This window comes from Rheinheimera sp. 4Y26, assembly GCF_025245835.1.
Lineage (GTDB): Bacteria > Pseudomonadota > Gammaproteobacteria > Enterobacterales > Alteromonadaceae > Pararheinheimera.
The window spans coordinates 559,836-580,119 of record NZ_JAOBWS010000001.1; the positions used below are offsets into that span (position 1 = coordinate 559,836).

The window sequence follows — 20,284 nt, forward strand, 5'->3', positions numbered from 1 at the left end:
GATTCTGATGACAGTGCTTCGCAGCAAACAAAAAACACCATACACCCCGGCTTTTGTTGGTGGTGTGTTGTTTTTTTTGCTGTCACTGGCATTGGTGCTCTGGTTTGCCAGTCGTGTTGTGGTCTGGGTGCAGGACCAGCAAAATGCACCAATCCGGCAAGTGAAGTTGTATGGTGACTTTGGCCATATCCAACCAAAACAATTGCATGGCAAGTTACAGCAGCAGTTTGTCGGGAACTTTTTCAAAGTGAACGTTGATCAGGTGCAGCAGTTCCTGCAGCAACAACCCTGGGTGTATCAGGTAGCCGTGCGCAAACAATGGCCTGGCACTCTGGTGGTTGTGGTGACGGAGCACAGCCCGGTGGCAGTGTGGAATAACGACTCTCTGCTGAATAAAAAAGGTGAGGTTTTTAAAGCGCCTATTGAGCAGCTGAACGCCAAACTGCCCCATCTGGCCGGCCCTAAGGGCAGCGAGCAGGATGCCCTGACCATGTTCGGTAATGTGCAGAGTTTATTAAAACTGCATCAGTTTGAAGCCAGCAAGTTAGCGGTTTCCGAGCGTTTTGCCTGGGAATTGCAGCTGAGTAATGGCATCGCATTAAAACTGGGGCGGGAAGACACATTAAAACGGGTACAGCGTTTTATCGATTTGTACCCTGCTATCAGCAAACATAAAACCGAAGCAATTGAACAGGTTGACTTACGGTATGACACAGGATTGGCGGTACGTTTTGCACCGCCGGCAGTACAACCAGAAAAGAGAAAAGCATGACCAAGTCGTTGGATCGGGAACTGATCGTTGGTTTAGATATAGGCACTTCGCAGATCAAAGCCCTGGTGGGTGAGATCACGGCGGACGATCAGCTGAGTATTGTGGGTGTAGGGACTCATATTGCCCGTGGTATGGATAAAGGTGGTGTCAACGACTTAAACCTGGTGGTGCAGGCAGTACAGCGTGCTATTGACGAAGCTGAGCTGATGGCCGATTGCCGGGTGTCTTCAGTGTATTTAGGCATTACCGGTAAACACATCCGTTGTCAGAACGAAAGTGGCATGGTGCCTATTAACGACACCGAAGTGACAGCTGAAGATGTGGCCAACGTTATTCACGCCGCCAAGTCAGTGCCTATTTCGGCCGAACGTCGTTTATTGCATGTGCTGCCACAGGAATTTTCAGTGGATATGCAGGAAGGTATTAAAAGCCCGATTGGCATGTCGGGGGTGCGGATGGAAGCCAAAGCCCACATCATCACCTGCGCCAACGATATGGCCAAAAACATTGAAAAATGTGTTGAACGTTGTGGTTTACAGGTTGATCAGCTGATATTCAGTTCCTTGGCTTCAAGCTACGCCGTGCTGACCGAAGATGAAAAAGAGCTGGGTGTTTGTGTGGTGGATATGGGTGGTGGCACCATCGACATCTCCATTTACACCAATGGCGCTTTGCGCCACACAGCGGTGATCCCGGTGGCCGGTAACCAGGTCACCAGCGACATTGCCAAAATTTTCCGCACACCGATTGGCCATGCTGAAGACATCAAAATTCAGTACGCCTGTGCCCTTCGCAGTATGGTGGGCAAAGAAGAAAGTATTGAAGTGCCAAGTGTCGGCGGCCGTCCGGCACGCAGTATGTCGCGTCATACCCTGGCCGAAGTGGTGGAACCGCGTTATCAGGAATTATTTGAACTGGTGTTGGAAGAAGTGCGTGCCAGCGGTCTGGAAGAGCAGATTGCCGCAGGTGTGGTGCTGACCGGTGGTACCGCCAAAATGGAAGGTGCCATTGAGTTTGCCGAAGATATTTTCCAGATGCCGGTGCGGTTGGGTTATCCAACCAAAATTAAAGGTTTGGCAGAGTATGTACAGGATCCGGCCTACGCCAGCGTGGTTGGATTGTTGTTGTACGGCAAAGACGTGCGTCAGCAGCAGAAAAAAGCCGGTGCTGCACGGGAGTCCGTCGGTGGTTTAGTGCGCAAGATCACCAGCTGGTTTAAAGGCGAATTTTAACAGATTTAAAGAGAGAGAGTCCCCCTAAGTCATTGGTGGTGCAGGAAGGCGGCAACTGAGTGAATCCCCATGAGCATAGTGAGCTATGTGATTGGGGTGAACGAGCGCAGCCAACGCCCCTGTACCGCCAATGATGACGGGGGTCAGCGTATAAAAACGGAGAGAGAGCTATGTTTGAGTTAATGGAAAACCACAGCGAAGAAGCTGTCATTAAAGTGGTTGGTGTTGGCGGCGGCGGCGGTAATGCCGTTGAGTATATGGTTGCCAACAATATTGAAGGTGTTGAATTTATCGCGGCCAATACGGATGCTCAGGCCCTGCGTAATTCTTCTGCCAATATCACTTTGCAGTTAGGTGCCAATGTTACTAAAGGCTTAGGCGCAGGTGCTAACCCTGACGTTGGCCGCCGTTCTGCCGAAGAAGACCGCGACACTATCAAAAAAACCATTATGGGTGCTGATATGGTGTTTATCGCTGCCGGTATGGGTGGTGGTACTGGTACAGGCGCGGCGCCAATTGTGGCTCAGGTTGCTAAAGAGTTGGGTATTCTGACTGTTGCAGTGGTCACTAAACCTTTCCCTTTTGAAGGCAAAAAACGCTCAAGTTATGCTGATGAAGGCATCAACGAGCTGTCAAAACATGTCGACTCTTTGATCACTATTCCAAACGACAAATTATTAAAAGTACTGGGCAAAGGCACCAGCCTGCTGGATGCTTTTAAAGCCGCTAACAATGTGTTGTTAGGCGCTGTGCAAGGTATTGCTGAACTCATTACCCGCCCTGGTTTGATCAACGTTGACTTCGCCGACGTACGTACTGTGATGTCAGAAATGGGCACTGCCATGATGGGCACAGGCCGCGCTTCAGGCCCGGACCGTGCTGAAGAAGCTGCTGAACAGGCTATTTCCAGCCCGCTGCTGGAAGATATCGACCTGTCAGGTGCCAAAGGTATTCTGGTAAATATCACGGCAGGTCTGGATTTAACCATCGAAGAGTTTGAAATTGTTGGTAATGCGGTCAAAGCCTTTGCCTCAGAAAACGCCACTGTAGTGGTGGGTGCTGTTATTGATCCGGACATGTCTGATGAACTGCGCGTAACAGTGGTTGCAACTGGCATTGGCGCTGAGCGTAAACCAGATATCAGTCTGGTCCATGGCCACCACCGTGCTGCTGAGCCGGTACGTGCCCAGTACAACAACCATTCAGGCAGCGTTTATGGTAACGCCGGCACTGTGTACGGTAATGCAGGCAACGCCGCCCGCGATATGCGCGAAGCTATGCCGGTTACAGCCGCAGTGGAAAGTGTACAAAACAAGCCGCAGGCAGATAACAAAGCCAATATCGACATTTTTGATATTCCGGCTTTCCTGCGTAAACAGGCTGATTAAGTCAGTCTGTGACACAGGGCGGATAAGCTCACAGCATTGGCAATGTTGTTAACATATGCTATGCTTCGCCGCCGTTTGGGTTTGTTCAAATTTTGAACAGGACGAAAAGTGATGATTAAACAACGTACTATCAATAAAACTGTCAGCTCTATCGGAGTTGGTCTGCACAAGGGCGAGAAGGTTACGCTTACTCTCCGGCCTGCGCCTGACAACACAGGTATTGTGTTTCGTCGTGTTGACCTTGACCCTATAGTTGACTTCAAAGTAGCACCTGAACTGGTTGGTGATACTGTGATGTGTACCTGCTTGATTAACCCAAACGGTGTGCGGTTATCCACCACCGAACATTTAATGGCTGCCATTGCCGGTTTAGGCATTGATAACCTGATTGTGGAAGTAGACGCCGCCGAAATTCCAATTATGGACGGCAGTGCCAATCCTTTTGTGTACCTGCTGCTTGAAGCAGGTGTTGCTGAACAAAAGCTGGCGAAAAAATTTATCCGCATCAAAAAAGCAGTGCGGGTGGAAGATGGTGATAAGTGGGCTGAATTTAAGCCACACCATGGTTTCCGTATTGATTTTGCCATCGACTTTGATCACCCGGTGATCTCAGAAACCAAACAACGGATGAAACTGGATTTCTCTGCTGCTGGTTTTATTAAAGATATCAGCCGCGCCCGTACCTTTGGTTTCCTGCAGGATATTGAATATCTGCGTGCCAATAATCTGGCTCTGGGTGGCAGTTTTGACAACGCCGTAGTGCTGGACGAATTCCGGGTATTAAACCAGGACGGCCTGCGTTATGACGACGAATTTATTAAACACAAAATCCTCGATGCCATCGGCGACTTATATATGGCCGGTTACAGCATTCTGGGTGAGTTTAAATCTTATAAAACCGGCCATGCGCTGAATAACCAGTTGCTGTGTGCCGTACTGGCCGATCAGGAAAACTGGGAATTTGTCACTTTTGACAAACCTGCACAGTTGCCGATTTCTTATCTGGCGCCGCAGATGGCTTAAGTCGCTGCTGGCTCAAAAAAAACCTCACCGGTTACCCTGTGAGGTTTTTTTTCGCTTGTGATTAACAAAACCGGAAAAACACCGCGGTTATTTTTTGCCGGCCAGTTCGGCCAGCCGGCGTAATCTTTTGGCCAGTTCCGGGTCGGCATTTTCTGCTGCCGCCAGTAAATAAGCACCGGCTTGCTCCGATATTTGGCGGTTAGTTGGGGCTTCTGTCTGGTTTTGACTGGTTTGATAACGAATATCGCTGTTTGGGCTGATTTCGATATCCAGACCTGCTAAATCAGGCAAGATTTTTTGCCTGAAATTGTCTAGAATAGCGCCTCTTTGCATCTTGATCCGCGTTGCCCAGGCCGCTGATGTGCACAAAATCTGCACTCTGCCTTGTTCAATGCGGCTAACCTTGCAGAAAAACGGTTTTTCCAGTTGCAGGATTTGGATTAATTCGGTATTAAGTTGACGCACTAATTCCGTCTGCGAAGACGTTTGCAACAGCGTGTTCTGTTGCAGCAGCGTCGCGACGTCGACAGGTTTGCGTGAATAGCGGGCCATAACAAACAAGAACCAGAAACTGAGGTCCCATGAGTCTACCAGTTTTTTACCGCGAGCAGTATCGCGCCCTCAACTTTGGTGCCACACCAAAGCAATGGGCTGTGACCGCGGTATTATTGTTTTTTATTGCCGCAGGGGTAGGCGCAGCCGCAGGCCGCTTATGGGCGGATGCCGGTGCACAGGTGCCGGTTGCGGATGCTGAACCTAAGGTAGATGCCGCTGAAGTGGCGCAAATTCGTCAGCGCGCTGAACATCAGATTGCGGCTCTCACCGCTAAAGTGGCGTCATTGCAGGCGCAGGTGAACCGGCTGAATATGGTCGGCGAGCGTTTAATTGATGCTGCCAATTTGTCCATGGATGAATTTAACCTGCATCAGGCACCGCCTATGGGGGGGCCCGCACAGCCAGGCGTTCAGCTGAGTCTGGATGACTTAAATCAGGTGCTGTTGCAGCTGACCTCACTTGAGCAAAATCTGCAAACTGAACAAACCCGTTTTGCCTTACTTGAATCTTTGGATCTGAATCACAATATCGGTATGAACAGTCAGTTATCTGGCCGGCCGGTACAAAAAGGTTACCTCTCTTCCGCTTATGGCGTGCGCAGTGATCCTTTTAGTGGTGAGCCCGCCCTGCACCGTGGTGTTGATTTTGCCGGTACCGAAGGTGATCCGGTGGTGGCAACCGCAGGTGGAATTGTGACCTGGGCCGGAGAACGTTTTGGTTATGGGCTGATGGTGGAAATTGAACATGCCGGTGGTTATCGCAGCAGGTATGGTCATGCCAAAGCAATTCAGGCCGACATTGGCCAACTGGTCAGTAAAGGTCAGCAAATTGCCACTATCGGTAATACCGGTCGTTCAACAGGTCCGCACGTACATTACGAAATATTAAAAGATGGTCAGCAAATAGACCCGATGTTGTTTGTGAACCGTCGGACAAAAATTTTCAATGGCTCAGCCAGGACTGCACGCCAGTCTCAACAATAAAAGTGGTATTTGGACAATGTTTGGAAAACTCTTTACCAGATTATTTGGTAGTCGCAACGATCGTTTCCTGAAAAAACTCACTAAAACGGTCGACGAAATCAACGGCATGGAAAGCCAGTTTGCAGCTTTGTCTGATGAACAGTTGCAGGCAAAAACTGCAGAATTTAAACAACGTTATGCTGATGGTGCCAGCCTGGACGATTTACTGCCTGAGGCCTTTGCCACTGTGCGTGAAGCCAGTAAAAGGGTGTTTGGCATGCGTCATTTTGACGTGCAGCTGATTGGCGGCATGGTGCTGCATCAGGGCAAAATTTCTGAAATGCGCACAGGTGAAGGTAAAACCCTGACCGCAACCTTGCCGGCTTACCTGAACGCTTTAAGCGGCGGTGCTGTGCATGTCATTACCGTCAACGACTATCTGGCCAAACGTGATGCCGCAACCAACGAGCCGCTGTTCCGCTTTTTAGGCTTAACAGTGGGCGTTAACGTGCCTGGCATGCAACATCCGGAAAAACAGCAGGCTTATGCTGCTGATATTACCTACGGTACCAACAACGAATTTGGTTTTGATTATCTGCGCGACAATATGGCCTTCAGTATGGCCGATCGGGTGCAGCGCGATTTAGCCTACGCCATTATCGACGAAGTAGACTCGATTTTGATCGATGAAGCCCGTACACCACTGATTATTTCCGGCCAGGCTGAAGACAGCTCAGAGCTGTATCGCCAAATCAACACTGTAGTGCCGATGCTGGAAAAACAGGAAAAAGAAGACGAAGAAGGCCAGATGGGCGATGGTCACTTCACCATCGACGAAAAAGCCAAACAGATTTATTTAACCGAACGTGGTCAGATCCGGGTGGAAGAAATTCTGCAGGAACGTGGATTAATTCAACAGGGTGATTCGCTGTTCTCAGCCAGTAATATCACTTTGTTACACCATGTGTATGCCGCTTTACGCGCCCACAACCTCTTCAAAAAAGATGTGGATTATGTGATTAAAGACGGTCAGATTGTGATCGTTGATGAACACACAGGCCGCACCATGGAAGGCCGTCGCTGGTCTGAAGGCTTGCACCAGGCCATTGAAGCCAAAGAAGGTGTACGTATTCAGAACGAAAACCAGACGCTGGCCTCTATCACTTTCCAGAACTACTTCCGTCTGTACGAAAAACTGGCCGGTATGACAGGTACTGCCGACACTGAAGCTTTTGAATTTCAGCAAATTTATGGTCTGGAAACTATTGTAGTGCCAACCAACAAGCCGATGGTGCGTAAAGATATGCCGGATCTGGTGTATCTGACTGCCGAAGAAAAGTATCAGGCCATCATTAAAGATATTGAAGCCACCCGTCAGGCACAACGCCCTGTGCTGGTCGGTACTGCTTCTATTGAAAGCTCAGAATATCTGTCGTCGTTATTACACAAAGCAAAAATCCCGCATCAGGTGTTAAACGCCAAGTTTCACGCCAATGAAGCGCAAATTATTGCCGAAGCCGGTCGTCCTGGCACTGTCACCATTGCCACCAACATGGCAGGCCGGGGTACTGACATTGTGCTCGGTGGTAACTGGCATTCTGAAGTGTCCAAGCTGGAAAACCCGACTCAGGAACAAATTGATGAAATTAAAGCCCAGTGGCAACAGCGTCATGACGCTGTGATAGCTGCTGGTGGTTTACATATTATCGGTACCGAACGTCACGAATCTCGCCGTATCGACAATCAGCTGCGTGGCCGTGCCGGTCGTCAGGGTGATGCCGGTTCCAGCCGTTTTTATCTGGCGCTGGACGATGCATTAATGCGTATTTTTGCCTCAGACCGTATGGCAGGTATGATGCGTAAACTGGGTATGGAAGCCGGTGAAGCTATTGAACATCCATTGGTAAGCCGCGCTATTGAAAACGCCCAGCGTAAAGTGGAAGCCCGTAACTTTGACATCCGTAAGCAATTGCTGGAATTTGACGACGTCGCCAATGACCAGCGTAAAGTAGTGTACGAGCAGCGTAACGAATTGCTGGCCACTGAAGATATTACCGAAACTATTGCCGCTATCCGCACTGATGTGGTGCAGTCGGTGATGGACCAATATATTCCGCCACAATCGCTGGACGAAATGTGGGATATCCCGGGTCTGGAAGCACGGTTACGTTCAGACTTTGCTATTGATGTACCAGTGGCAAAATGGCTGGCCGAAGACAACAAACTGTTTGAAGAAAAACTGAAAGAACGTATCCACGACGTGGTCGAAAAAGCCTACGAGCTGAAAGAACAAATGGTGGGTGCACCAGTGTTACGTCAGTTTGAAAAAGCCGTGATGCTGCAAAGTCTGGATACGCACTGGAAAGAACATTTAGCCGCGATGGACCACCTGCGTCAGGGTATTAACCTGCGTGGTTATGCGCAAAAGAACCCGAAACAGGAATATAAGCGCGAAGCTTTTGAGCTGTTCTCCAATATGCTGGATCAGCTGAAACTGGACGTGGTTGGTGTGTTAAGCCGTGTGCAAATCCGCGCGCCGGAAGATGTGGAAGCGGTAGAAGAACAGCGCCGCAAAGCTGATGCCGTAGCTATGAAGTTTGAACATGAAGAAGCCGAACATGTGGGCGGTGAAGTACCGGCCAATCCGGGTGCTCCTGTGTTCCGCGATGGCGAAAAAATTGGCCGCAACGATGTTTGCCCTTGTGGTTCGGGCAAAAAATATAAGCAGTGCCACGGCAAATTAAGCTAAGCCGTCGCAGTGCATAAAAAAAGCAGAGCTCGCTCTGCTTTTTTTATGCATGCAAAAGCAGGCCAGACATAACCATTCAGGCAATACAACTCGGGCAGATAAGCCGAACAACCCGGAGTACACAAAGTGTCGACAACCAAAGTAGTGCATGTGGCCGTTGGCGTGATAAAACGCGGCGACTTTATCTTTATCAGCAAAAGGCCGGATCAACTGCATCAGGGCGGACGCTGGGAGTTTCCGGGCGGCAAAGTAGAGGCGGGTGAAACTGTGCTGCAGGCGCTGCAACGTGAGCTGCTGGAAGAAGTGAACCTGAAAGTGAACAACGCCAGCGCCATGTTACAGCTGCAATATGCTTATCCGGAAAAAACCGTGTTGCTGGATGTCTGGTTAGTGGAAGATTTCAGCGGTGAAGGCAAAGGGCTGGAAGGCCAGCAAACGGCCTGGGTGCATCAGCTTGAACTTGGTAATTATCAGTTCCCTGATGCCAATCAGCCCATTCTGGCTGCGGTACAGCAACTGTTCCAGCCTTAGGGCGCGATAGCAAGCACCGGCTCAGTCATTCAGCCAGAGCCGGTGTTTGTTTATTGAAAAAACTTATTGTCCTGCTGCATCAGCTCATCTTCCAGCGCCATCAGATCGGCATCGCCAATACCTGCCTCTATCGGCTGTTTATCGGCAATACGGCGGCTTTCGCTGGCCCATTCACCTAAATCAATCAAACGGCAGCGTTCGCTGCAAAATGGTCTGAATGGTGATTGTGGGCCCCACAACACTTCGGTCTGACAAGTTGGGCATTGTACTTTGAGCTCTGACATCACAATTCCTGTGCGCTATTTACAAAAGCTGCATTATACACCCAAGCTGAAGACGAGGCTAAGTGTGCAGCCGATGTCAGGAACTAAAAAATGACGCTAACAGCAGGCGAGTTCAAACGGGATATTTTTATCTGAAGTGGCGCGGCCCTGAGTGTCGCAGAGCTGCATAAAACGAATGGCATAACGGTATTTATTGCCGCTGATGGTTGGGTAACAGCAATATTCCAGCGGGTATTTTAATCTGAGCAGTTCGTATTGTTCAGTATTGCTCTGGTAATAGCCATTTTCCGCCACCACCGGCTGAAATTTACCGCGTTCGCGGATAAAGGTCAGCACAAAGCTGATGGCTCTTTCCACCAACTGCAGCTGAGCTATCCATTCCTGCGCCGATTTTTGCCGGACATCCAGTGGCTGGGTGTACCAGAACTGCAGTTGAGGTAAATCAAAATAACAGGTGCCACCCGGAATAAAAAAACGCTGGCGCAGCGGACCTAAAAATTTATCTTCTTTGAGCACATTGGCAAATTTGGCGCCGCGAATCAGTTCGCTTTGCAGCCGTACCGCCTGCTGTAACATCGACTCCAGACTGTCATCAGACACTGAAGGATGACGCGACCAGCTTACCAGCGCACTTTCACAACGTTCGACGTCTTTAATTAAATCCGGGCGGATATCATTGCGATCAAGTACTTCAATCAGGGCAAACAACGAGGTAAAAAAGCCAAGTTGCTGGGATTCGTTGGCAAGTGCGAGCTGATGATTAACCTGACTGAATAAATATTCGACCCGCAGATAGGTCCGGACTTTTTCGTTGAGTGGATGTTCGTAGATAAGTTCTGCCATGCCCGAGGTGCGCCCCAAAAAAAGCCAGCGGGTTGCTGTTGCACCCGTCAGTTAACATAACCTTAAGTTCGCGATTTGGCTAGTTTTTCTGCTGCCATGGCTGAATATATTTGATGCAGTGCCATAACCCTTTCCGGCAGAGTTTCAGGTGGCAGGTTGTTATCCAGCAGCTGAGTTGCCGCAGCAAGGCGCTGCTCACGCGTACATTGGGACGCCATAATGGCTGCCACCTGAGCTGTGTCAACCTGATCCCGCGCTGCAGTGCGGCTTAGCTGATGGTCTGGACTCACGTCTACCACCAGCAACTGATCCACCAAAGGTTGCAGTTTGTTTTCAATCAACAGCGGCGCCACCAGAATGACATAAAGCGAGCTGGCTTGCGCCAGTTGCTGCAAAAGCTGCTGCCGGATCAGTGGATGTAACAGCTGATTTAACCAGTGTTTTTCCGCTTCATTGCTGAAAATACGTTCCCGCAATAAAGCCCGGTTCAGACTGCCATCGCTCAGTAAAATACCTTCACCAAAATGGGCGGCTATTTGTGTTAAGGCCGGGCTGCCCGGTGCAACCACTTCTCTGGCAACTAGATCGGCATCCACCAGCTGGATGCCGAGTTTGGCAAACTCATTGGCAACCGTGGTTTTACCACTGCCGATACCGCCGGTGAGTCCAACAATAAATTTGCTCATTAGACGTTATGGCTGGATCAACAACAAATAAGCTTCAGTGATTTGTTCACCCCAGAGCATGGCAATCCAGCCGGCCGCAGCTATGTAAGGACCAAATGGAATAGCATTATTTTTATCTTTGCCCTTTACAGCCAGATAGATAGAACCCACCACAGCCCCGACCAGGGATGATAACAAGATAATCAGTGGCAGTTGTTGCCAACCAAGCAAGGCACCAAATACGGCCAGCAATTTAAAATCACCATAACCCATGCCTTCTTTGCCGGTCAGCAATTTAAACAGCCAATACACCGACCAGAGCGCCAGATAACCCAGAGCTGCGCCTGTGATAGCCCCGGCAGCGTCGGTTTTACTAAAGCCCGCCACTGCGGCCACCAGCACCAGCCATAACAGGGGCAGGGTGATTTGATCGGGCAATAACATTTTATCGATATCAATAAAAGTCAGTGCCAACAGCGCCCAGGTCACAGCTAAATATAAAAAGCCTGTGGCTGTTGCGCCCATTTGCCAGGCCACTACCGCAGATATCAGTGCAGTGCCAAGCTCCAATAGCGGGTATCGCAAGCTGACAGGCGCTTTGCAATAACGACATTTGCCTTTGAGCAGCAGATAACTGAGCAGTGGAATATTATCCAGCGCCGACAGCTGATGCTGACAATGCGGACAAGCAGAGCGGGGCACTGCCAGATTAAATACCGGTGTTTTTGATTGTGATTCGTTTGATGACAGCTCTGGCGAAAAATATTCCTGATATTCCTCTTTCCAGCTGCGTTCCATCATCAGCGGTAAGCGGTAGACCACCACATTTAAAAAACTGCCAACACAAAGGCTGAACAAAAACACCACAGCGGTAAAAACATAAGGCGACTGCTGCAAATACAACAATACTTCTGCACCAGACAACATCATTTGATCACCGAACCCAGTTGGAAAATTGGTAAATACATAGCGACAATCAAACCACCGATAATCACACCCAGTACCGCCATAATCATTGGCTCAAGCAGCGCAGTTAAACCGTCTACCGCGTCGTCTACTTCCTGTTCATAAATATTAGCCACCCGGGCCAGCATATCGTCTAAAGAGCCCGATTCTTCACCAATAGACACCATCTGAATCACCATTTCCGGGAATCTGTTGGTGGTTTTCATCGAGCTGAACATCTGGCCACCGGCGGAAACATCGGCTCTGACTTCCATAATGGCATTTTTATAAATTTCGTTGCCGGCAGCGCCAGCGGCAGATTCCAGCGCTTCAATCAGCGGTACACCGGCCGCAAAAGTGGTGGATAAGGTCCGGGCATAACGGGCAACAGCTGCTTTATTAATAATCATGCCCATCACCGGCAGTTTTAATGCCATGGCATCAGCTGCGGTTTTAAACTGCAGGTTGTTGTGATAAGCCTTTCTGAACATATATAACGCAATAATGATGGCGGCCAACACCACCCACCAATAACTTTGCATCCATTCTGAGATACCCAAAACAAAGAGGGTAAAACCAGGCAGTTCAGCGCCAAAACCAGCAAAAATTTCGGCAAAGGACGGCACCACAAAAATCAGCAAAATTGAGGTCACGATCAGTGCAACAACTGTAACGGCGATAGGATAGAACATCGCTTTTTTAATTTTGGATTTAAGGGCTTCTGCTTTTTCTTTATAGGTGGCAACACGATCAAAAATGCGGTCAAGGGCACCGGACTGTTCACCTGATTTGACCAGGTCACAATACAATTCATCAAAATATTTTGGATGTTCGCGCAGCACTTCAGACAGCGGAATACCACTTTGCACTTTTACCGACACTTTTTGCATTAAATCACGCAAAGATTTTTTGTCGGCACCGCTGCTGATGAGGTCAATGGATTGCACCAGGGGTACGCCGGCAGCCAGCATAGTGGCAATCTGGCGGGTTAACACCGCGACATCAGCTGGCGTGACCTTGGCATCACCGCCGATCAGGCTTTTACGTTTTTTGGTAACAATGGATGGCGTTATGCCTTGTTGGCGCAATAAAGCTTTTGCTTCGTTAATAGAGTTAGCGCGAATTTCACCTTCGGCTTTTTTCCCCCGGCGGTTTACCCCTTTCCAGGAAAAGTTGTCCTGCTCTTTTATTTTTGGTTGTGGAGCCATTTTTTATCCTTGTGCCGGCAATCACCTGCTGGCCATTATTAAATTCAAGTCTGCGCTTTAACTGCTTTGTTGCAGTGCCGTTTTATGCACCTGTATTAAGCGTTTGTCACCCGGTTAATTTCGGTCAGACTGGTTAAGCCGGCCGCTGCTTTGAGTAAACCGGATTGGCGTAAATTATTAATGCCTTCGAGCTGGGCTTGTTTGGCAATTTCCAGTGAATTACCACCATGCATAATTTTTTCAGCAATCGCAGGCGAAATCGGCATTACTTCATAAATACCGACCCGGCCTTTATAACCGCCGGTGCAATATTCACAGCCGACAGGTTTGCATAATTTAATACCCGGTAATTGCTCTTTGGTAAAACCCTGACGCAATAACTCTTCTTCTGGCAAGACTTCCGGGGCCTTACAGTGGCTGCATAACCGCCGCGCCAGACGCTGTGCAATAATCAGGCTGACGGAACTCGCCACGTTATAAGCCGGAACGCCCATATTCAATAAACGGGTTAAGGTTTCAGGGGCTGAGTTGGTGTGCAAAGTGCTCATTACCAAGTGGCCGGTTTGGGCCGCTTTAATGGCAATTTCGGCGGTTTCCAGATCCCGGATTTCACCCACCATGATCACATCAGGGTCTTGCCGTAAAAAAGATTTCAGCGCCATCGGGAAGGTTAACCCTGCTTTGGGGTTTACCTGCACCTGGTTAATGCCGGGTAAGTTAATTTCCACCGGATCTTCAGCAGTGGAAATATTGGTTTCTTCGGTATTGAGAATATTCAGGCCGGTATAAAGCGATACCGTTTTACCGCTTCCTGTCGGGCCTGTGACCAGAATCATGCCCTGCGGTTGTTCAAGAGCGTTCAGATAGAGTTTTTTCTGGTTTTCTTCGTAACCCAGAATATCAATACCCAGCATGGCGCTGTCTGAATCCAGAATCCGCATAACGATTTTTTCGCCCCACAGCGTGGGCAGGCTGCTGACCCGAAAATCGATCGACTTTTTCTGCGACAGTTTCAGTTTAATCCGACCGTCCTGCGGTACCCGTTTTTCTGCAATATCCAGACGCGACATAACTTTTAACCGGGCAGATAAGCGGCTGGACAGCGCCACCGGCGGTGAGGCGACTTCATGCAAAATGCCGTCTATGCGAAAACGGATGCGATAACTTTTTTCATAAGGTTCAAAGTGCAAATCTGACGCCCCTTTGCGAATGGCGTCATGCAGCATCTTGTTAATAAAGGTAATAATCGGCCCGTCTTCAGCTTCATTGGTGCTGTCGTCTTCATCAGCATCGGCCAGGCCAAGTTCGCTTAAGTCCCAATCCGTATTGGAAAAACTGTCACTGGCTTTTTGGTCAAATACCCGGTCAATCAGTTTGTGCAGCTTGTCAAACTCAACCACCACCACTTCAACACGAAGGCCGGTACTGAATTCAAAATCCTCTACCGGTTGCATATCGGTTGGGTCGACTACAGCCAGAAATAAACTGCGGCCCCGTTTAAAAATGGGCAGCACATGGTGTTTGCGGATCAGTTTTTCATTACGTTCCTGCTCGGGCACATAGTCCAGATCGTAATAATCCAAATCCAGCACACTGTGCATGGTAAAACCACCGGCTGCTGTGGCCAGCGCTGCCGGGCTAATCAGTTTTTCACCAATCAGAAAGTCGGCTGCGGTTTGATACTGATGGTTTTTTTCGGCAGCAAGTTTGGTGCAATGGCCCGCATCAATCAGGCCTGATTGGCCCAAACGGCGAAGAAGAATTGATTGCAGGTTAAAAGCCATAACGACAATACATCCATCTGTCAGATAATAATGAGAAAATTAGCATTTTGATTATGACAGCGGGGAGGAAGAATTCAACAGTTATGATCGAACAAGCTGTGTTTAACAAATGATTTGAGATTGTCGCCGCAAGGTTATTGATCTTTCACCTGGGCGGGCTTATTCAGCAATACTGAACCAATGCCAAAAGTTGTGGCATGCAATAAAGACAATAAGCGGAAGAAAGCGACAAACTGCAAAAAGCCGCTGTCCTGATACCAAATACTGGCGATAGCAGCCATACCTTCCAGTACGCCAATATTGCCAGGTGTAATTTTAATTAACGATGACGAAATAATCAGCGCTGCAAATACCAGACTTTGTTCCGTACTCACTTCAAACAAAGACATAGGTAAAATGCATGTCACACTCAGATACAACAGACTTAATATCAGATCGTATATCACAACACCTAAGCGGACATGATGACCAATACTGCGTCTGGTGATGAAAATAACGGCATTGATCAGCAGTATCAGCAGCAATGCAGTCCATAACATCGATTGAAAGTTCATGGAAGCATAATGGTTGACGACAAGCAGCAGTAACAGGCTGATGGCAAGTGATGCATTCTGAAATGCCATACCCAGACTTTTGATAAAGCCAAGACCGTATCGTGTTTTCAGATACCAGATAAGCCATATTCCGCCACCTTTAAAAGGCAACACATAACTAAACAGATTCATTCTTGCCGGAATGCTGATAATTTCCGCCAGAGACAAGTGAATATTTTCTGTGAGTTTGAGTAATGAATAAAACCGCAGTCCGGTGATCACAGACAGCAGGCAATACAGGCCAAATCCGGGTAATAAGTCTGTCCATGAAAAGGCATTGCTATCATGGAATTTAGCAACAAATATAATCCCCACTATGGCAAAAAGGATGTTAACTCCATATTTTTTAAGGAAGTTTAACAATGTTGTTGTCTCTTAATAAGCTGAAAAATTCTTCAGTAAAATCGGGGAAAATAGTGTTGATCTGTTGTCGTTTTTCTGCACGACACTGCTCAGTTTCAGAAGTAGCCAGTGATTCGAAAAGCGCCTGTGCAAATTCATCCAGCTGTGTCGGTTTGAATGCCTGTATGAATCCCAGTTGTCTTAAGTGTCTGATATAGGACAGTTTGTTCTCAAAACTGCTGACCTGGATAACAGGCGTGGCAAGGCAGGCGGCTTCTGCTGCCATCGTCTGCGAATCTGTAATAAGTAAGCTGGCAAAAGCCAATAAATGGTGCATATCTGCCACTGCAATTTTTTGTGTGCCCACTTCATTGGAGTGCAAAATGGTCAGATTGCTGGCATGTGCATCAAGCAGGTTTAAATGTTCTGTTGTCAGACCGGACTGACCCAGGTCGTGGTGCGCGTCAAGTTTTACTTTCCGCACAATCAGATATTGATAAGGTTTCAGCTGATACTTGTGAAGTATCTCCTTGTCTGGCGTGAACACTGCTGTCGATAAATAGGCCATTTCATGCAGCGAATTATGGAGTAGTCGTTTTTTCGCAAAATATTTAAACTGAAGCAGTTTGGGATTCACAATAAAACTGGATAACGGATAGGCGAGTAGCACATGAAGTGGGATGACCGCGTCGTCATCCTCCTGCACGTTAATAGACACCACATGACCAAATAAAGACAAATACGAAATTGACACCGAAGTGCCTATTGCCACATCAAACTGCTTTTTTTGGTGCAGACGAAGTATTTTCCAGGTTCGTAACAACCACTCCATGAATAAAGCAATCAGTCCTTTTTGTGGTTTGGAAAGGCATTGATGGCGGATGCCATAACTGTCCAGCAATGCCAGCACATGAGGTTTATCCCTGGATACCACAGTGACCTGGTGACCGTTTTGTTGTAGTACGCTGATCATCCGGCGAAATAAATGCACATGCGCTGCATGGCCGAGATCAAAAAGAATATTCATAATGGCTTTTCCGCCACTGCAATAGTTTGATAACACCAGGGTCTGGGAAACGGAATGAGCCCAAATACCGGGCACGGGAAACCGCCGCTATGCAGTTTACAATTCACAAAACCGCTGATTTCCAGCATGCGAATTAACCAACGTTGCGGGAACAGCATAACGTGGTCGGACGTATAAAAGAATCTCCGGCTCAAAGTGAGCGTCAGCAAACGTTCAATAGGCGAATTTGGATTTGGGGTCGACAGTACTAACATTCCGCCGGGACGTAACACATCAAAACACTCTTGCAAAAACATCATGGGGTTTAATAAATGCTCCAGCAACTCACCCGCGACAACTGAATCGAATTGTATGGCCGGGTTTTCCTGACAAAATTCTGCCAGAGTTCCGGTAAATAATTGTTGATAATTCGACGGATGCGATGCAGGCGCCGGATCTATACCAATCAAAGATTCAGCATGCAGATAGGGGTTTGGGCTCTGGGCAAAACCAATATCAGCTATCAGGGGGCCTCTGCTCAGCTGAGCCATTTTTTTTAGACGGTAATCTTCCTTTGCCTGCATTTAGTTGTGCTCTTTTTCAGTCTCAACATAGAGCAGCTGGGTAATTTGCTCTGACACCAGTCCAACCATAAACACAATCAGTGCAGTGGTAAACATCAGGGCACTCATATTGGTAAAGCGTCCCACCGTCAGATAAGTGTACGCGTAATAACTCAAACCAACAGCAAAGACCGAAGCTGAAATCGGCAAAAACAATTTCAGCGGCGAATAGAGGGTGCCGATTTTAAAAATAATTAATAAAAATCTGATGCCGTCCTGCAATGGTCTGATATGACTTTTTCCTTGTCTTGTTGCTGCGTTAATCGGAACGTAAGCCACCGAATAACCTGCCCGGAAAAATGCCATGGTTGATGTGGTCGGGTAAGAAAAACCATTGGGTAACAGGCTTAAAATTTTCAGGAATAATGAGCGTCTGACTAACCTGAAACCAGACGTCAAATCTTCGACTTTTTGCCCGGTCACGTAACTGGCAAGTTTGTTATAAAACTTATTTGCCATACCTCTGCCTACACTTGCCTGTGAACCTTTTTGTCTGGCGCCAACAACCATGTCATAACCTTCTGCCATCTTGTCCAGCAGCAGTTGGATATCTTTTGACTTGTGCTGACCGTCGCCATCCATAAAAACAATAAAATCGCCACTGGCATGGCGGGCACCGGTTTTTATCGCAGCGCCGTTGCCCTTGCTGTAAGGGTGGTTAATCACAGTGGCTCCGGCTTCAGCAGCAATGGTTGCAGTCTGATCGGTAGAACCATCATCGACCACAATGATTTGTGCTTGCGCAAAACTGCTCCGCAAATCATGGACCAGCTGCCCTATCGCAAGTTGTTCGTTTTTAGCCGGAATGACAATAGACAAATTTTCTGCTTGGTATGACGTCATGGTTGGCCCAGTTTTTTTTGTTCCAGACGCAGTGTCAGGTCTTCGCATTTTTGCTGTTTCTGTATTCTGAGAAACACATTAAAAGTTTTGTTCAAACACAGCTGTTGCAAAAATGCTTCTGCCTTGCTGCTGTCGTGCTCGTCCAATAAATTATTAAAAATGACTTCCCCCAACTGCAGGCTGGGCCTGGTAGCAAAAGCTTGCTGCAGGTACTGTAAACTGGCGGCTTTATCATTCAGGCTGTCATAAAGATCGTGCAGGTTCAGCAGCAGGGCAAAATGTTTGCCCGGGTTAATATCAAGGGTCTGATGCTGCAATAACAGCTTGTTCAGTGCAACAAGCTCAGGAAGACCAAGCAATGAGCAATTTTTGTTTTGAATTTGTGTTTTAAAACTGGCCAAAACAGCAGGAGCACTGCCAATAATATGCTGACGCTCTGCCAGTTGTTGAACTCTGCTGATATTCTCACGCATTGAACCTTCATCAGCGACAGCACAGGCGACAAGGGCATATTGCAGCCGTGAGCCAATACATTGATCACAAGCTTTAACCTGAGCCTGTAATGCAAAATAAGCCTGCATGGTGTTGCCTTGCTCCAGATTCAGCAATGCGTAATGCTCTGTCACCCGCTCGGAACCAAATTGCTTTTCAAACCATAATTCAGCGGCATGCAAAGGTTTTCCCCACAACTGAACTACAAATGCCGTAATGCCAACCAGCAGCAGTAAATAAGCAGCTGAACCCAGCATCACCAGTTGATGATACTGCTGGCTAAGCAATCTTAAGTACCAACCAATGGCAAAGCACGGGCCTAAAATGGCAACGTAATTGCGGTGTTCAAAATACAGCTCAAGGCCAATCACTGTTGATTCAAGCAAGTGGGCGGCAAAAAACCACAATATTGCAAAACTCAGCACCGGCTGTCGACGACGCCATTTTATGGCAACAGCCAATAAAGCCAGCACGCCAAAAATTGCGAAGCTGGCAAACCAGCTTAAGTTGTCAGGTTGAAACACCTGCATATTGTCGTGAAAGGGGTTGTAAGAAAACAGGTCAGGAAAAAATGTCAGCTTCAGGTAGCTGAGCAGTATGTAAGGTTGGGTGAGCAACCTTTCCAGCATCGTAAAATCGCGATACGGATAAACGCCACCGGTAGACATCACCACATAAAGCAGATAACCAGCAACAGCAGTAACACAACTCCATAAATACCACTGTCTGATTTTTTTATCCGGGTCCGTGGTATCGCTGAACAGGGTGCGTTCCAGTACTAATGCCAGTACCGGCAACAGGATGCCATTTTCTTTGCTAAATACGGCCAGCACAGTCATCAGCATTAAACCTGTGACTTGTTGCCACCTTGCCTTGGCTAAATTTTGTGTTGTATTGCGTAAACCCTTCACATACAACAATATTCCGGCGAGCAGGAAAAAGGCAGAAAGGCCGGTCATTCGCTGTATCACAATGAATGAAGACGAAATCTGAATGGGCGAAAATAACCACAGTGCTGTGATAAACAAAGCTGTCCACTGCCACTGTGATATTGATGATTCTGTGCTGTTTTGTTGGTTGTGCAGATGGGACAACAGTGCAACCACAAGCGCATAAACCAGGATGCCGTTTATGGCATGCAAAACAATATTAAACCAGAGGAAATGCCCGGGCGCTAAAGGCCAGGACTGATGCTGTAAAGCAAAAGTCAGCATACTGAGCGGGCGCCCTAAGGGGCCTGAAGTCTCAGACGTAATATAGACAGCGGCGCTGAGCCAATCCTGAATGGCCTGTAATTGTGACAGGGGGCGGTAATCGTCGTAGTACAAAGTACCTGATGTGCCAGCAGAATAAACTACGATGACAAAGGTCAGCAGCAGTAAAAGCAAGCCATATTGTTTTAGTTTTTCAATCAAGTGAACGACCAGAATAAGTTGTAATAAAA

The 20,284-nt window shown here is 47.9% G+C and carries 19 protein-coding genes; 7 read left to right on the forward strand and 12 right to left on the reverse strand.

The genetic code is table 11. From position 1 onward, the window contains the following. Positions 1-7 precede the first annotated feature (7 nt). The 4 genes from N3Z11_RS02340 (at position 8) to lpxC (ending at position 4,415) form a co-directional block, all read left to right on the forward strand. A complete protein-coding gene (locus N3Z11_RS02340) occupies positions 8-772 on the forward strand; it encodes a cell division protein FtsQ/DivIB (RefSeq protein ID WP_260655532.1) in 765 nt (254 codons plus the stop codon). Further along, positions 769-2,004 carry a cell division protein FtsA gene (gene ftsA / locus N3Z11_RS02345; protein ID WP_260655533.1) on the forward strand — a complete coding sequence of 412 codons (1,236 nt, stop codon included), beginning with the start codon at positions 769-771 and terminating at the stop codon, positions 2,002-2,004. Before N3Z11_RS02340 ends, ftsA begins: the two co-directional genes overlap by 4 nt. Before the next feature lie 170 nt (positions 2,005-2,174). Beyond that, entirely contained in the window at positions 2,175-3,392 is a 1,218-nt protein-coding gene (gene ftsZ / locus N3Z11_RS02350; RefSeq protein ID WP_260655534.1) for a cell division protein FtsZ, read from the forward strand. A 111-nt stretch (positions 3,393-3,503) separates the two neighbouring features. Continuing rightward, positions 3,504-4,415: a UDP-3-O-acyl-N-acetylglucosamine deacetylase gene (gene lpxC, locus N3Z11_RS02355; protein ID WP_260655535.1), complete on the forward strand. Its 912-nt coding sequence runs from the start codon at positions 3,504-3,506 to the stop codon at positions 4,413-4,415. An 87-nt stretch (positions 4,416-4,502) separates the two neighbouring features. Here the strand turns inward: lpxC and N3Z11_RS02360 are convergent, their stop codons facing one another. Continuing rightward, the gene (locus tag N3Z11_RS02360; protein WP_260655536.1) at positions 4,503-4,967 is read right to left on the reverse strand and encodes a DUF721 domain-containing protein; all 465 of its coding nucleotides are present in this window, start codon (positions 4,965-4,967) and stop codon (positions 4,503-4,505) included. A 29-nt stretch (positions 4,968-4,996) separates the two neighbouring features. Here N3Z11_RS02360 and N3Z11_RS02365 point away from each other — a divergent pair, with 29 nt between their 5' ends. The 3 genes from N3Z11_RS02365 to mutT all read left to right on the forward strand — a co-directional run bounded on the left by N3Z11_RS02365 (position 4,997) and on the right by mutT (position 9,212). Then, positions 4,997-5,953, forward strand: a complete 957-nt coding sequence (locus N3Z11_RS02365; protein WP_260655537.1) for a M23 family metallopeptidase — start codon at positions 4,997-4,999, stop codon at positions 5,951-5,953. A 16-nt stretch (positions 5,954-5,969) separates the two neighbouring features. Then, complete coding sequence (secA, locus tag N3Z11_RS02370; protein ID WP_260655538.1) at positions 5,970-8,681, forward strand: preprotein translocase subunit SecA; 2,712 nt, start codon at positions 5,970-5,972, stop codon at positions 8,679-8,681. Between the two features lie 126 nt (positions 8,682-8,807). After that, the gene (mutT, locus tag N3Z11_RS02375; protein ID WP_260655539.1) at positions 8,808-9,212 is read left to right on the forward strand and encodes an 8-oxo-dGTP diphosphatase MutT; all 405 of its coding nucleotides are present in this window, start codon (positions 8,808-8,810) and stop codon (positions 9,210-9,212) included. A 50-nt stretch (positions 9,213-9,262) separates the two neighbouring features. On the opposite strand, the gene yacG is transcribed toward mutT, so the two are convergent. The 11 genes from yacG to N3Z11_RS02430 form a co-directional block, all read right to left on the reverse strand. Then, on the reverse strand, positions 9,263-9,496 hold the full coding sequence (yacG, locus tag N3Z11_RS02380) for a DNA gyrase inhibitor YacG (protein ID WP_260655540.1): 234 nt from the start codon (positions 9,494-9,496) through the stop codon (positions 9,263-9,265). Between the two features lie 96 nt (positions 9,497-9,592). Continuing rightward, a complete protein-coding gene (zapD, locus tag N3Z11_RS02385; RefSeq protein WP_260655541.1) occupies positions 9,593-10,339 on the reverse strand; it encodes a cell division protein ZapD in 747 nt (248 codons plus the stop codon). 62 nt (positions 10,340-10,401) lie between these two features. Further along, positions 10,402-11,025: a dephospho-CoA kinase gene (gene coaE / locus N3Z11_RS02390; protein WP_260655542.1), complete on the reverse strand. Its 624-nt coding sequence runs from the start codon at positions 11,023-11,025 to the stop codon at positions 10,402-10,404. A 6-nt stretch (positions 11,026-11,031) separates the two neighbouring features. Then, positions 11,032-11,934 (reverse strand): A24 family peptidase, encoded by a 903-nt coding sequence (locus N3Z11_RS02395; protein WP_313771324.1) that lies wholly within the window; start codon positions 11,932-11,934, stop codon positions 11,032-11,034. Next, positions 11,931-13,157: a type II secretion system F family protein gene (locus tag N3Z11_RS02400; protein ID WP_260655543.1), complete on the reverse strand. Its 1,227-nt coding sequence runs from the start codon at positions 13,155-13,157 to the stop codon at positions 11,931-11,933. The genes N3Z11_RS02395 and N3Z11_RS02400 overlap by 4 nt, the downstream gene beginning before the upstream one ends. 95 nt (positions 13,158-13,252) lie before the next feature. Beyond that, the gene (gene pilB / locus N3Z11_RS02405) at positions 13,253-14,941 is read right to left on the reverse strand and encodes a type IV-A pilus assembly ATPase PilB (protein ID WP_260655544.1); all 1,689 of its coding nucleotides are present in this window, start codon (positions 14,939-14,941) and stop codon (positions 13,253-13,255) included. A 134-nt stretch (positions 14,942-15,075) separates the two neighbouring features. Next, positions 15,076-15,756: a hypothetical protein gene (locus N3Z11_RS02410; RefSeq protein WP_260655545.1), complete on the reverse strand. Its 681-nt coding sequence runs from the start codon at positions 15,754-15,756 to the stop codon at positions 15,076-15,078. 124 nt (positions 15,757-15,880) lie between these two features. Then, positions 15,881-16,903, reverse strand: a complete 1,023-nt coding sequence (locus N3Z11_RS02415; RefSeq protein WP_260655546.1) for a DUF354 domain-containing protein — start codon at positions 16,901-16,903, stop codon at positions 15,881-15,883. Then, positions 16,900-17,466 (reverse strand): methyltransferase domain-containing protein, encoded by a 567-nt coding sequence (locus N3Z11_RS02420; RefSeq protein WP_260655547.1) that lies wholly within the window; start codon positions 17,464-17,466, stop codon positions 16,900-16,902. Before N3Z11_RS02420 ends, N3Z11_RS02415 begins: the two co-directional genes overlap by 4 nt. Beyond that, the gene (locus N3Z11_RS02425) at positions 17,467-18,348 is read right to left on the reverse strand and encodes a glycosyltransferase family 2 protein (RefSeq protein WP_260655548.1); all 882 of its coding nucleotides are present in this window, start codon (positions 18,346-18,348) and stop codon (positions 17,467-17,469) included. Then, complete coding sequence (locus N3Z11_RS02430) at positions 18,345-20,255, reverse strand: hypothetical protein (RefSeq protein WP_260655549.1); 1,911 nt, start codon at positions 20,253-20,255, stop codon at positions 18,345-18,347. Before N3Z11_RS02430 ends, N3Z11_RS02425 begins: the two co-directional genes overlap by 4 nt. Positions 20,256-20,284 lie beyond the last annotated feature (29 nt).